Genomic DNA, 14,503 nt, shown 5'->3' with positions numbered 1-14,503 from the left:
ATACCGCCTCTTATGAAGATCTTGAAATACTGTTCGGCACTGGCACTCACGCTTGCTGCTTTTCCTTCGGTTGCCTCATTCGACCAAGACGGGTGCAGTTTCTGGCTGACAGATTGTCCATTGCCAGCCTATCCAATATTCCTTTCCGACAATGACACCAAGAGCAACTTGCTGATGCTGCTGGCTGACAAGCAGCGACTCTCCCTCCCCTTTATGCTTCCGGCCGATCCGGCCAACGAACGCGATATGGAGCTCTTCTCTCTGCAACGCCTGCCACTTCCAGACGAGATGGAAAGCCCGGAACTGCGTGAACAGCTGGTTAGCCGGCTCACAGCCCATGATGCCTCGCTCCCGGCTTTGCTGGAACACTATGCTGGTCGGGATGCCCTTTACGGCCGAGCCATTTCCAACTCGCTGCAATCTGTCAGTCAATTTCTCGATGCCCTTGAGCAGAGTGACCTGTCATCTACCGAGCGCACGCTTCTGCTCAAAACCCGCTTACAGCTCCTTGGTCAACAGGAAGATAGCCCCCAGTCTTCCGAAATCACAATGAGCGAGTCTGCCAGGGAGTGGCAGGCTTATCTGGATGCGGCACGCCACTTCTACCAAGGTCATTTCTCAGAGGCATTGACCGGCTTTATGGCTCTGCAAGGGGCAAAAGCGCCGTGGGTTGCCGAAACCGCGAACTATATGGTGATCCGAACACACCTTAATGCAGCGGTGAAAGATGCACAGAGCGAGTATGGTGATACCGATTTTACCAAGAGTGATAAAGAGGCGCTGAAACAGGCCATGACGCAGGGGCAGGCGTATCTGGCCGCCTATCCGCAAGGCCGTTACGTCAGCTCGACCAAGGGGATGTTCAGACGCATCAACTGGATGGCGGGTGACCAGGCTTCATTGCGCGATAACTATAGCGAAGCGATAGCCGCTGACCACTCCCTGCCGGAACTTGAGGCGCTGGTTAACGAAATAGATCTCTCTTTGCTGAGCGCAGATGCTTATCGAAATGAACTCGCCTACGAGGATAAAACTCAGCCTGAGCTGCTGTTTATCAATGCACTGCGTGGCCTCAGAACTGGCTATGACCAGAAACGCAACTGGAGTGACGAGCAGATCGATGACGCCATCCAACAGCTGCAAGAGACGGGTAAAACGGAAGAGGCTACCTATCTGCAAGCTTATCGATTGCTGCAGAACCAACAGTTTGATGCTGTACTGGCGCTGTTGCCCAAAACAGAAGGACAAAACGCATCAACCCTGGCGTTTAGCCGCCAGTTGCTGCGCATCTGGGCACAGCAAGGAATGAAGGCGTTTGACCAGGCAGAGCAAGCCCTGATGACGCTCGTAGCGGCACCTCTCACTCAAGCCCAACAGGCATTCGTGGAAAACATGCTGGCAGATCAGTGGGTACGTACCGGCAATACTGCGGCCATTTTCAACAAAGAGAGCCCTGTCACTCAGTTGCGGATACGCACCGTCGTGTTAAAACAGTCGGCAGATCCGGACGTGCTTCGTCAGCAGGCTCGGCAGGCCACAAGCGCCTTGGAAAGACAAATCGCCCTGCATACCTTGCTGGTGAGAGACCTGATTGCAGAGGATTACGCAACGTTCCTGAAAGACGTGACACTTATTCCGGCCGACTACAAGGAGGCTACCCCACCCAAGGATGAACCATGGCAACCGGTACCCAACAGAGATGTGCTCTTGTCAGCATTCAAGTGGGGAGGTGAAGGCACACCGCAGGGCTATTACTGCCGTGATTTGGCCTCCACTCTCGGCACACTGCTGCAACACCCCGGAGACGGACACGCACTCAACTGCCTGGGTGAATATCTGCGCAACAAGGATCCCGCGATCAATTTGTGGCAAGGAAAAGAGATGGTTTGGGGATTGTCAAAACCTGAGTCAGCCACCGCACCAAGCAGGCTAAAGCTATATCAGGCCGTCATGGCCAACCCTAAAGCCGAGCCCGAAGACAAGAGCTATGCCCTTTATAGAGCCATCAACTGCTACGCACCATCAGGCTACAACGGGTGTGACGATCAGGAGCTCCCCAAGAGCATGCGGCAAGCCTGGTTCAACACGCTCAAGCAACGTTATGGCAACTCGGTATGGGCCAAATCACTCAAATACTACTGGTAAACCATGCCGCAGCCCCTCGTGCCTAGCCTGCTAATTCTGTTATCGACACTTGCTGCGCCACTTAAGGCAAATGTCGATGCCAACAGCTATGACGCATTCTGGCTCTGGTCTGCCACCCGACATCAGCCAGTCCTGGCACAGGCAACCACCCTCTATTTGCATCAGGGGGAGATCCTGAACAGGCCATCCGGCCCCCGTTTTATCAAACTGGGGCGCGCTCCAACGCCACTTCAGACCGAACAACTCTGGCTTGTCGTGAGAGTGAATACGCTGCCGCTCTCTGCCGATCACAAGAAGTTGCTGGTCAAGCTGTATCAGGAGTGGCGCAAGGCCGGAGCCAAAGTAACGGGTATTCAGATCGACTTTGATGCAGCCACCCGCCAACTGGATCGTTACGCCACCTCTTTGCAGCAGTTGCGACAAGTGTTGCCGGCAGAGTGCAAGCTCAGCGTAACGGGCCTGCTCGACTGGGCCAAGACGGGGGATGTGGCGCAACTCAACAGCCTTCCGGTTGATGAGATAGTGATCCAGACCTATCAGGGAAAACATACGGTACCGGGTTACAGCTCCTATCTACCCGCCATGATGCAGCTCACCATTCCATTCAAGGTTGGTCTGGTGCAGGAGGGCGAGTGGGAACCCTCGTGGCAGGCAAAGCTTGCGACCTCCCCCCACTACCGGGGGGAGGTCGTCTTCTTGATCAATCGCTAGTTCAGGATATCCCTTACTCCACCTCCCCCAGCGCGCTGATAAGAGCGTCGAGCCCTTGGTCAACCTTTGAGCGCGGGCAGCCGACGTTGAGGCGGATATAGCCTGTGCCTTCCGGGCCGTAGGTGTCGCCGCGCATGATGGCGACCCGATATTTCTCCACCAGCAAGGCTTGCAGCGCATCCATCCGCTCGGTCGTGTCGATGCCAAGACCGCGCAGGTCAATCCAGGCGAGATAGGTTCCCTCTGGCACCCGATAGTCGATGGCGGGGAAGGCGGCGTTGAGTCGCGCCGCCACATGGGCGAGATTGCCGTGCAGATAGCTTTTCAGGGCATCGAGCCAGGCTGCGCCGTCCCGATAGGCGCTGATATGGGCCAGCACCCCGAGAATGGGGGGCGATGAGAGGCCATGGGCCGCCTTGAGCCGCTGCAGATAGGCGGCCCGCGCCGCATCGTTGGCAATAAAGGCATAGGCGCCGCCAAGGGCGGGAATATTGAAGGATTTGGAGCCCGAGCTCACCAGCGCCCAGCCATCGTCCGGTGCCACCTCGCTCCACGGCAGATAGCGGGCAAAGCTCACATCCATATGGATGTCGTCCGAGATGACCTTGACCCCGTGGCGCTGGCAGATAGCGGCCATCCGGCCCAGTTCATCCCGCGTCCAGACCCGCCCAGTGGGGTTGTGGGGGCTGCAGAGCAGCAAAATCCGGCAATCGGGGCGGGCCGCCTGTTGCTCGAAACAGGCCCAGTCGATCTGATAACTCCCCCCCTCTTTTTTAAGCGGACAGGGCAGCAGCACCCTGTCGTTGGCAGCCAGCATATTGCCGAAGGCGTCGTAGGCAGGGGTGTGCACCAGCACCCCCTCCCCCGGCGCCGACCAGAGGCTCACCAGCTGGGCAATCACATAGATGACCGAGGGGCCGTAAACCAGCGTCTCGGGGTCGAGGCTCGCGCCGTAGCGGTGGGCAAACCAGTCGCTCACAGCCCCTTTAAAGTCATCGTGATTCCAGCGGCTGTAGCCAAATACCCCGTGCTCAAGGCGGGTGGCCAACGTCTGGCGAATGCAGGGGGCGGTCTCGAAATCCATGTCGGAGATGGTAAAGGGGAGCAGATCGGCATGGCCAAAACGGTCGGCTACATAGTCCCACTGAGTGCAGTAGGTGCCGTGGCGGTCGACCACGCGGTCGAAGTCATAAATATCGTGCATGAAGTTTCTCCCTCCATAAACAGGAGACATATTGGGAGAGGCAAACAAGGGGGGCTTGCGCCCCCCGTTCGGATTTTATTGGCCGGTTCAGGCCCCCATCAGGCTCTGCAGCTGGTTTTTCACCAGATGCACCTGCGGGCCGATCACCACCTGCAGGTTGTGCTCGTCGAGCTTGATCACCCCGATGGCGCCGTTTGCTTTCAATACCTTGTCATCGACCCGGCTCATGTCCTGCACCGACATCCGCAGGCGGGTGATGCAGTTATCGAGCGCGAGGATGTTATCGGCGCCGCCCAGGGCGTTAAGGATGATTTCACCGTTGTAACCGCTGTTGCCTGCCTTCTTGCCTGCGGGCTGGGCAGTCTCGCTGGTTTCGATTTCACGGCCGGGGGTTTTCAGGTTAAAGCGCACGATGGCGAAGCGGAACACGCTGTAGTAGATGGCAAACCAGATGGCGGCCGCGACCGGCACCAGATACCACTTGGTGGCGGTACCTTGCAGCACGCCGAACACCAGAAAATCGATGAGGTTGCCGTCGGTGTTGCCAATGGTAACGCCGAGCAGCCCCATGGTCATAAAGCCCAGACCCGTCAGGATGGCGTGAATGACGTAGAGCACCGGTGCCACGAACAGGAACAGGAACTCCAGCGGCTCTGTGATACCGCCGATGACGCAGGCCACCACGCCGGAGACCAGCAGCGCCTTGATCTTGCCGCGATTTTCCGGGCGGGCGCAGTGATACATGGCGAGCGCCGCGCCCGGCAGGCCGCCGAGGAAGGCAGGCATCTTGCCTTGAGAGAGGAACGAAGTGGCAGAGACCGAGAAGCCGGAAGTGTCGGCGCAGGAGAGCTCGGCGTAGAAGATATTGAGGGCGCCGCTCACCTCGTGACCGCACACCAGCTGGGTGCCGCCCGCTTCGGTAAAGCGGATCAGCGCCACCAGAATATGGTGCAGACCGAGTGGCAGCAGCAGACGCTCACCGGTACCGAACAGGAAGGGGCCGAAGGGACCAGCGTGGGAGATGAGCGCCCCGATGCCGTTAATACCGGCAGCAAACCAGGGCCAGACGAACGGCACGACCAAGCCGACCACACCCAGCACCAGCGCGGTGATGATGGGCACGAAGCGGGCACCGCCGAAGAAAGCGAGCGCATCGGGCATCTTGTAGGTGTAGAAACGGGCGTGGAGCTTCGCGACGATCACACCGACGATGATGGCCCCCAGAATACCGGTATCGATGGAGCTGATACCGATGATCGATTTCACCCCGTAGGCCTTCTCCGCCGCCGCGTCACCGATGACGTTGGCCACGGTGAGGTAGAAGTTGATGGAGAGGTTGAGCGCCGCATAGCCGACGAAACCGGCAAAGGCCGCGACCCCCTTCTCTTCTCGCGCCAGCCCCAGCGGAATGGCCACCGCAAACATCACCGGCAGATAGATAAAGGCCACCAGCCCCACCTTGGTCATCCAGAGGAACAGCAGTTGCAGCACGGTATTGTCGAGGAAGGGCATGCTCTGCTTGACCGCATCGCTGGTGAGCGAGCTGCCGACACCGAGCAGGATGCCCGAGAAGGCCAGCAGGGCGACCGGCAACATAAAGGTCTTGCCGAGGCTCTGCAGGAACTCCCAGATGGTGGATTTGGCTTGAGTCTTGGCCATGAAACGGCTCCTTGTGAATAGACAGCAATATCTGCGGCTTTCCCCGTGGCTGCTCGTAGCAATCTCGACGCAGAGGCGCGGGTCAGCATCAGGTTTTGCTGAATGATAAAACGTTTTATCAATTTACAAGTGCCGACAGGATCACAGAATCAGGGGGCTGGCTGGCAGCAGGATCAAAATTTGTGAGCCGGATCGGCCAGATGGTGATGTAACGTTTCACTTGGCAACCCAAGCAGGTATGCTGGGGCCTCGCTTTCAACTGTCCGTCGTCCATTCGCCCTATGTCGCCCAAATCCCTCTCTGCCAAAGCCACCAAGATCACCGATGTCGCCCAGCGGGCGGGAGTGTCGGTCACCACCGTCTCCATGGTGCTCAACGGCAAGGGGCGCATCTCCCCGGCCACCGCCGAGCGGGTGCAGCAGGCGATAAAAGAGCTCGACTACGTGCCCAACAGCGCCGCCGCCAATCTGCGCAGCCAGCAATCCAATCTGGTGGGGCTGATCCTGCGCGACATCACCGACCCCTTCTATACCGAGGTGACCGCCGGGGTGAGCGAGGTGCTGGAGCAGCAGGGCTATCTGCTGTTTCTGACCCAGTGCGGCCACAGCCCGGAGCGGCTGCAGCAGAGCATCCACTCCCTGTCACGGCAGGGGGTGGCGGGCATCATCTTCAATCCGGTGCGCGGCGCGGCGGCCAAAACCCTGGAGACCCTGCTCGACTCCGAACTGCCGGTGGTGTGCGCCGCCCGCTCCTACTATCGCGATGACGTGGACTTCATCGGCCCTGACAACACCCACGCCGCCAAGCAGGCCACCACCTATCTTATCGAGCAGGGCCACCGCCATATCGCCTACGTCGGCGGGCGGGCCGACTCCCTCACCCGCGCCGAGCGGATCGGCGGCTACTGCGCCAGCCTGCTGCAATATGGCCTCCCCTTCAAACCGGAGTGGGTACTGGAGTGCGAGCGCACCCAGCGCAGCGCCGCCGACACCATCGCCCAGCTGCTGCACCAGCACCCCAAGGTGACCGCCGTGCTCTGCCACTACCCCGAGGTGGCGCTCGGCGCCATCTATGGCGTCGAGGCGAGCGGCCGCACCGTGGGCAAGGACAACTACATCGGCCAGCAGGTGGCCCTGCTCGGCTTTGACGATGTGGCGGAGGCCGAACTCACCTCCCCCGCCCTCACCTTCGTCAGCTCACCGGCCCGCGAAATCGGCCGTCAGGCGGCAAGGCGACTGCTGACCCGGATGCAGCAACCCGAGCTCGCCCCCAACCGCCATATCATCACCCCCAATCTGCAAAAACGGGAGTCGGCCTGAACTGGCTGGACTGCCCGAGCTCGCCCCACCCGCCATATCATCACCGCTCACCAGCAAACCGCAGAAGCGGGCATCGGCCTGAGCTGGCTGGGCAAGCCTGTAGCAGCGCAAACGTGAGCCTGCTCACTGCGCTGGCAAGGAGAGATTGAGAGCCAAGTGAAGAGGAATATGATGGGCGCCTGCCTCACTTCACGAGCCCCTTTATGAGCAACCCGCACGACCAGAACCCGCCGAGTGAAATCCATCGCTGTGACAAATGCAGGGAGCGTACCCGCCATATCGTGGTGCTGGTCGCCCGCGATCACAGCCAGGACATCATGCCCAAGGATCCGCGCAAAGCCTTCTGGCAAGCCTTTACTTCCAGCAGCATCACCAACTGGGCGTTTGGTGAAACACTGGCCTACCAGACCACCCATGTAAAACATCTAATTTGCGAGCGCTGCGGGGAGAAGTTTCTGGAGTATTGAGTGGCGGTAGCACCCGGCAAGAGGTGACGCTCAGCTTGCGGTCGCCGCGCCAAGCGGTCAGATAACACCCGCTTAGTGAGCAATTTATTGATCTCTGGCAGGTTTTTGCCCGACTGCGGTTTTACCCTGCCTCTCTCTCGATTAATATGCCCCACTTGGCAACCACTCTTGCAGAGATAACCCTGTGCAGCCGTTTCGCCATCCATCACATCGTCGGATAACCGCAGCAGACTGGAGGCTGTAATCCACGTGCGATAGCGTGGTGTTTGTAGGTTGGCGCAGAGCGAAACTCAACAAGCGAGATATTGATAGTCATTTGATGATCATTTTGTTAACCCTGTTAATTCAATGATGTCATTGACTGAATAAAACTTTTTTGTGCTAACCACATTTATTTCCAGCATTGATTTTTCGGGCTTATCTAAATCATCAGAATAAATAGTTACATCAATTGATATTTTACAGGTCTTTGGCACTTTCAGACATACATATTCGTCACATTTAATTGACTCATGGGCTTGCACCTTCCCGAATTTAATTATCACTTGGTATCCAAAGTGAGTTTTAATTATTTTCAAATCATCTTGTATAATTTTATTGTGTATATCAGCGAAATCCACACCATTAAATTCAATATCTTTTTTGGGAGCTTTTGGTATGTCTTGTAGATGAAAAACATTGCTGTTTTCAGGTAATCCATGCAGGTCCAACAAAACTTTTACATCTCTGGCAACCGAGTTGCCACTGTTTTCAACTCCAAACATAACTCCAAGCATTTGTTTTGTTTTTTGCAAATACTCGGCGTATTCATAATAGTAATCTTGATTTTTAAAGTTTAAAAAAGACTGATGAGTATATAACCCGCCCAAGTTGGAATGATTACTTACACCATATAAAGGAAAGTCATCTTTTTCAGGAATAATCAGATTCTCTCTTTCAAAACTTTTTTCATCCGACTTTATTTCATTGTGTTCACCACTGGCCATGAACACGTTTAATATTGGCGACTTCTTAGGTTCGATATTATGGTTTGCCCCCATTTGAGCAATCTCTTCTGGCAATGCGACCGCAGTAGATGAGCCTCTTCTCAAATAAACTGTATTGGCTTTAAGACTGGCAAAATCCTTCTTAAGATAAAATGGTCTATCTTGTACTGGAATAGAAATAACACCAACCTTTTTCCCTTCTACGTCAACTGTGGCGTAAGAGAAACGAATTGGTTTGTTGACTTTATATTGTATGAATTCTTGTATCTGAGCATCATCAAGATGTTCAGTTATCCCTTCAACTACAGCCTTATCTCCCTTGACCTCTCGAACTCCTATCAATATATAAGCATCGGAACGTCTCCAAGAATTTGAAAATGCGATTATATCTTTTAATAACTCAGCTTTTTCATGATCGCTTGCTTTTATAAATCTATATTGTTCAGACTTAAAATCGAGAGTAGTACTTTCTTCTTCATAAAGCAGTGTGTTTATTAGATCTTCATTGCTCATAGATGACAACCCCATAGTTTAACTATGCATACAGGTTACCCGCAGCAGCGATTCCGGTCACGCATTGTGAATGCGTGACCGCTCACATTACCAGTTATTCCCTATGAATTATCGGCATAGGTGGGAAACCAACTTGGGCCTGTTGCAGTCACACGTGGGTATCGGGGTGTTTCAGGACTTCTTGGTCTCATGTGAAGGGAGATATGTTCGCTCTACTTGGTCATGGCGCAGGATGATAGTACCAGTCTTGTTCCAATAGGCACAGTGAGTCGCATTGCAGACGACGCGTAGATACGGTGGTTCAATCAGCAGTTTTGAGGTGTTCTGAGTTTTTGGCGTTGACTGTTGATAAAGATCATTCTGATCCTTTTCTGCATCTGATAAGCCGCGTTTCATTGAAAGTACCCCCAAGAAAATGACCAACATGAGTTGTATTAACAACACAGTAAATCGTGCGTAAAGAGCGGCACTTTTATCGACCAATTGAGTGGTTACCTTGGCTTTGGCCAAGGTTTCTTTTTGCTTTTTTTGTGAGTTGGTGTTCTTTAGTTTTTTGAAGAATATAGTCAGTTTTTCTCTAGCCCTTCGAGCAAAAACTAGAAATGTTAGTAGGAGGAAAAAAATAACAAAGAAAGCTAGGGCATAGTCTAAATGTGATAAAGACATGCTGATCAAGGAGAATCCCCCCTGGAGCATTGTGAGGTCTGTTGCTAATGGATATTCATCAGGTCCCAATCGAAATGCACTCAGATACCCAATGTGATAGAACATACCAATCAAATAGATTACTGCATAAATGATAGGTAAAAACAGCAATGCATCTTGCCAGAACCTCAACGCTGAGTTAACGAGGTCTGTGGGGCTCTGGCTGGTTATAGATCGATGAATGTGCTTCTGGATTCTTTGTCTTAGCTCGGCTTGCCTATCCATTTGTCTTTTTCCATGACAATTGATATCGCAGAGTATCGTATAAGTCTCAGTCTCGATGAACAAGCCTCACTTGATGAGGTGGATCAGCAGCCCGTAGTCCGTAGGTTCGAATAGCGGAGCGTATTCGGACGTTCGCATTATCACCTCTATCTTTTCAGCCATCCCCTCTCTTACCACCCAGCCTGTACAAACAAGCGGTGCAATTCACTTTGTTCATTGCACCCTACGGTGCCCTCATGGCTGTGGTTTCATTCGCCCGTTGTGGTGAGCTGTCTGGCACCGATGGTGCAACTCATTTATCCAGCTTGTTCTGCTTACGCCTCCCCTGCGCCCCCTCTCGCTTCCCGCCAGCGGGGCCATTTCTGTGCGTTGGCTCACATCCAGCAGCCGTTTTTTACCTCACAAATTTATAGAAAGAGTGCTCCTATTCACTGAGTAAAAACTCACCTCACGGCCAAGGAGCGGAACCGCTGACAAACACAACCAATTGATTTTAATCATCAATAAAAATATGAGCGATTCAATTCGCTCCCGTTCCAGCAGCTGTTCAGCTTTGCGATCAGGGTCACACTCAAGGTGATAGCGCACAAAAATCCAGTTATTCGCACATTTGTCCGATAGGGTGACCTCTGCCCCGGCGCGATAATAGTCGGGTCAATTTTGTCCGCATGCCGGCCTGCAAGGGCGGCATGCCAACAGGCTCCGGCAACGGAGCGGGGAGAGCGCCATGATAACCACCTTGATCAATGAACATCTGATCAATCTCGATTTGAAAGCGACACGCAAGGAGGAGGTCTTCACCGAGATGGCCCGCCTGCTGGTCGCGCAAGGCAAGGTCAGCGACGAGCAGCAGTTCGTCAAGGATCTGTGGGCCCGTGAAGAGCTGGACAACACCGGCTTTGAAGAGGGTGTTGCTCTGCCCCACGCCAAGAGTGCGGCGGTCAGCACCCCGGCAGTCGCCATCGGCATCAGCCGCAACGGCATCGACTACGGCGCCGAAGATGGCAAGCCGTCCAAGCTGTTCTTCATGATTGCCTCCCCTGCCGGTGGCGCCAACCACCATATCGAGGTGCTGGCCGAGCTTTCCGCCAAGCTGATTGAAGAGGGCTTTATCGATGCCCTGCTGGCAGCCAAAACCCCGGCCGATGCGCTGGCACTGCTGCTGGCCAAGAAAGAGGAAGCGGCTGCCGCTCCTGCGGCCAACAAGGGGCTGATCATCGGTGTCACCGGCTGCCCGGCCGGTATCGCCCACACCTATCTGGCGGCCGAGTCGCTGGAGCGCGCCGCCAAGGAGCTGGGTTATGAGGTGAAGGTGGAGACCAACGGCTCCATCGGCGTCAAGAACAGCCCGACTGCGGACGAGATCGCCCGCGCCACCGCCATCGTGGTGGCCTGTGACAAGCAGGTGGACATGGCCCGCTTTGCCGGCAAACCCCTCATCAAGACCGGCGTAAAAGCCCCCATCAAGGATGGCAAGGGTCTGATTGAGCAGGCGCTGAAAGCCCCCGCCTATGTGGCGGACAAGGATGAGAAGAAGGGTGACGAGAAGCGCGCCAGCGGCGGCAGCTCGGATCTCTACCGCTACCTGATGAACGGCGTATCGCACATGATCCCGTTCGTAGTGACCGGTGGTCTGCTTATCGCCCTGTCACTGGCCATCGGCGGCAACCCGACCCCGAGCGGCATGCAGATCCCGGAAGGGAGCATGTGGAACCAGATCCTCAACGTGGGCGTGGCCGCCTTCACCCTGATGATCCCCATTCTGGCGGGCTATATCGCCTACGCCATCGGTGACCGTCCGGCTCTGGCCCCGGGCTTTATCGGCGGCTGGATCGCCAACAACGGCAGCTTCTACGGCGCTGATGCCGGTACCGGCTTTATCGGTGCCATCATTGCAGGCCTGTTGGTCGGCTATCTGGTGCGCTGGATTGCCACCCGTCAGTACCACAAGATGGTGCAACCGCTGGTACCGATCCTGATCGCCCCCATCGTCGGTTCCCTGTTTATCGCTGCGGTCTTTATCTTCATCATCGGCGCCCCGATTGCCGACATGATGACCGGCCTCAACGCCATGCTGCTCTCCATGAGCGGTGGCAGTCTGGTGCTGCTGGGTATCGTGCTGGGTGGTATGGCGGGCTTTGATATGGGTGGCCCGGTCAACAAGGTGGCCTTCCTCTTCTCCGTCGGCATGATCGCCTCCGGTCAGACCCAGTTTATGGGTGCCATGGCTTGCGCCATCCCGGCTGCGCCTCTTGGCATGTCGCTGGCTACCGTGCTCGGTCGCAAGCTCGGCATCTTTGACGAGTCTGAAATCGAAGCGGGCAAAGCCGCTGGCGCAATGGGTCTGGTGGGTATCTCCGAAGGTGCGATTCCGTTCGCCGCCCGTGACCCGCTCGCCGTCATTCCGGCCAACGTGCTGGGCAGCATGACCGCAGCCGTGATGGCCTTCCTGTTCGGCATCACCAACAGCGTTGCCCACGGTGGCCCCATCGTGGCCCTGCTGGGTGCCGTCAACAAGCCGCTGCTGGCTCTGCTCTGCATGATCTGCGGTGCCATCGTCACCGGCGTGGTCGCGGTTGCCCTGAAAAAGCTGCGGGTAAAAAAGAGTGACGAGGTGACCCTGGCCAAGGCGGCCTGAGTTCCTCCTCCCCGAGCTGTTCACGCTCGCGAACCATAGCAATGAGGCCACCCCGGGGTGGCCTCTGCTTTTCCTTGTCGTTTTCCTTGTCGGCCTCAGCACCCTCTCTTGCCACGCCAAAGCAGCGCTTCGTTTGCCGCGCTATTCCCTCTCCCCCCGCCCCGATACCGGCGGAAATATCGCCAATCCTGGGTCAGCTCTGTGATTGCTCTCACGCTTTGCCCGCGAAATTGCAAAAACTAGGAAATTTTCCTAATTGCCCTAGGGATGGCTCTCAAGCCATTTTTTCCGCCCCTGATTAGAGTCACCCCACCTGATGTCGTGACCCGCACCACGACGGGCAACATGCCCCGTCCTTCGGCAGCGGGCCCGGGTTTACACGGGCAGAAGCAGGCCAGCCGGCTCCCCTTTTGCCCCCTTTCCGTGGCGTGACCTCCCATAACTGCACAACAACGCAAGGGGCGCGGCGGAATAGCGTCTATCTCGCAGAGGATGAACGAAAATGTTGAAATTTCTTGAACAGGTCCGGGTCCCCACCCTCGACCTGCCGGTAGAAGCCCGGCGCAAACTCTGGTTCAAGCCGTTTATGCAATCCTATCTGGTTGTATTTATTGGCTATCTGACCATGTATCTGATCCGCAAGAACTTCAACATTGCGCAGAATGACATGATCCAGTCCTACGGTCTCTCCATGACCGAGCTCGGCATGATCGGCCTTGGCTTCTCCATCACCTACGGGGTGGGCAAGACCATCGTCTCCTACTATGCCGACGGCAAGAACACCAAGCAGTTCCTGCCGCTGATGCTGATCCTCTCCGCTCTGTGCATGCTGGGCTTCAGTGCCAGCATGGGCGGCACCGGCTTCAGCCTCTACTTCATGATCTTCTTCTACGCCCTGAGCGGTTTCTTCCAGAGCTGTGGCGGCTCCTGCAGCTACTCCACCATCACCAAGTGGACTCCCCGCAACAAGCGCGGCACCTATCTGGGCATGTGGAACCTCTCCCACAACGTGGGCGGTGCCGGTGCGGCCGGTGTGGCACTGTTCGGTGCCAACTACCTGTTTGATGGTCACGTGCTCGGCATGTTCATCTTCCCCTCCATCATTGCGCTGATCGTCGGTTTTATCGGCCTGCGCTTTGGTAGCGATTCGCCGGAAGCCTATGGCCTTGGCAAAGTGGAAGAGCTGTTTGACGAAGTGGCGAGCGAAGAGGATATCGCCACCGAGGAGCAGAAGCTGACCAAGTGGCAGATCTTCGTGAAGTACGTGCTGCTCAACAAGGTGATCTGGCTGCTCTGCTTTGCCAACATCTTCCTCTACGTGGTGCGTATCGGTATCGACCAGTGGTCTACCGTCTATGCCCACCAGGAGCTGGGCTTCTCCAAAGACGTGGCCATTCAGGGCTTTACCTTCTTTGAAGTGGGCGCTCTGGTCGGCACCCTGATGTGGGGCTACCTCTCCGATCTGGCCAACGGCCGTCGTGGTCTGGTTGCCTGCGTGGCACTGGCGCTCATCATCGCCACTCTGGGTCTCTACCAACATGCCACCACCCAGTTCATGTTCCTGGGCTCCCTGTTCACCCTGGGCTTCCTGGTGTTCGGTCCGCAACTGCTGATCGGCGTCGCCGCCGTGGGCTTCGTACCCAAGCAGGGCATCAGCGTGGCAGATGGCGTCAAGGGCACCTTCGCTTATCTGATTGGTGACAGCTTCGCCAAACTGGGTCTGGGCATGATTGCCGATGGTACCCCCATCTTCGGCCTGACCGGCTGGACCGGCACCTTCGCGGCGCTGGACATGGCAGCAGCCGCCTGTCTGGTACTGATGGCCTGCGTGGCGATTGCCGAAGAGCGCAAGATCCGCCGCATCAAGCGCGAGCTGAAAGCCGCCGAACTGGCGACCCAGACCGCCTGATAGTCATCACAACAGACGCAGA

10 protein-coding genes are annotated in these 14,503 nt (G+C 56.0%); 6 read left to right on the top strand and 4 right to left on the bottom strand.

All coding sequences use genetic code 11. From position 1 onward, the window contains the following. Positions 1–12: 12 nt before the first annotated feature. Together BS300_RS03635 and BS300_RS21570 are read left to right on the top strand one after the other, a co-directional pair. Complete coding sequence (locus BS300_RS03635; RefSeq protein ID WP_071910840.1) at positions 13–2,145, top strand: hypothetical protein; 2,133 nt, start codon at positions 13–15, stop codon at positions 2,143–2,145. A gap of 255 nt (positions 2,146–2,400) precedes the next feature. Then, positions 2,401–2,856: a DUF3142 domain-containing protein gene (locus tag BS300_RS21570; RefSeq protein ID WP_318528137.1), complete on the top strand. Its 456-nt coding sequence runs from the start codon at positions 2,401–2,403 to the stop codon at positions 2,854–2,856. Between the two features lie 13 nt (positions 2,857–2,869). On the opposite strand, the gene BS300_RS03625 is transcribed toward BS300_RS21570, so the two are convergent. Both BS300_RS03625 and malX read right to left on the bottom strand, forming a co-directional pair. Further along, a complete protein-coding gene (locus BS300_RS03625; protein ID WP_071910838.1) occupies positions 2,870–4,060 on the bottom strand; it encodes a MalY/PatB family protein in 1,191 nt (396 codons plus the stop codon). An 87-nt stretch (positions 4,061–4,147) separates the two neighbouring features. Next, positions 4,148–5,719, bottom strand: coding sequence for a maltose/glucose-specific PTS transporter subunit IIBC (malX, locus tag BS300_RS03620; RefSeq protein ID WP_071910836.1), 1,572 nt, complete (start codon positions 5,717–5,719; stop codon positions 4,148–4,150). A gap of 281 nt (positions 5,720–6,000) precedes the next feature. Between malX and BS300_RS03615 the strand changes: the two genes are divergently transcribed. Together BS300_RS03615 and BS300_RS03610 are read left to right on the top strand one after the other, a co-directional pair. After that, complete coding sequence (locus BS300_RS03615) at positions 6,001–7,038, top strand: Mal regulon transcriptional regulator MalI (protein ID WP_005344074.1); 1,038 nt, start codon at positions 6,001–6,003, stop codon at positions 7,036–7,038. A 203-nt stretch (positions 7,039–7,241) separates the two neighbouring features. After that, positions 7,242–7,505 (top strand): hypothetical protein, encoded by a 264-nt coding sequence (locus BS300_RS03610; RefSeq protein ID WP_005334591.1) that lies wholly within the window; start codon positions 7,242–7,244, stop codon positions 7,503–7,505. A 323-nt stretch (positions 7,506–7,828) separates the two neighbouring features. Here BS300_RS03610 and BS300_RS03605 read toward each other — a convergent pair whose 3' ends face one another. Further along, the gene (locus BS300_RS03605) at positions 7,829–9,004 is read right to left on the bottom strand and encodes an ATP-binding protein (protein ID WP_071910834.1); all 1,176 of its coding nucleotides are present in this window, start codon (positions 9,002–9,004) and stop codon (positions 7,829–7,831) included. Positions 9,005–9,175: 171 nt separating this feature from the next. Then, positions 9,176–9,934, bottom strand: a complete 759-nt coding sequence (locus BS300_RS03600) for a hypothetical protein (RefSeq protein WP_071910832.1) — start codon at positions 9,932–9,934, stop codon at positions 9,176–9,178. Positions 9,935–10,661: 727 nt separating this feature from the next. Here BS300_RS03600 and BS300_RS03595 point away from each other — a divergent pair. Further along, positions 10,662–12,572: a fructose-specific PTS transporter subunit EIIC gene (locus BS300_RS03595; protein ID WP_040065284.1), complete on the top strand. Its 1,911-nt coding sequence runs from the start codon at positions 10,662–10,664 to the stop codon at positions 12,570–12,572. A 502-nt stretch (positions 12,573–13,074) separates the two neighbouring features. Further along, positions 13,075–14,481 carry a hexose-6-phosphate:phosphate antiporter gene (gene uhpT / locus BS300_RS03590; protein ID WP_041208873.1) on the top strand — a complete coding sequence of 469 codons (1,407 nt, stop codon included), beginning with the start codon at positions 13,075–13,077 and terminating at the stop codon, positions 14,479–14,481. Positions 14,482–14,503: the final 22 nt, after the last annotated feature.

The organism is Aeromonas sp. SCS5 (assembly GCF_001887375.1).
In the GTDB taxonomy this organism is placed as follows: domain Bacteria; phylum Pseudomonadota; class Gammaproteobacteria; order Enterobacterales; family Aeromonadaceae; genus Aeromonas; species Aeromonas jandaei.
The sequence above is the reverse complement of the archived record's forward strand: the minus strand, read 5'-3'. Positions and strand labels throughout refer to the sequence as shown.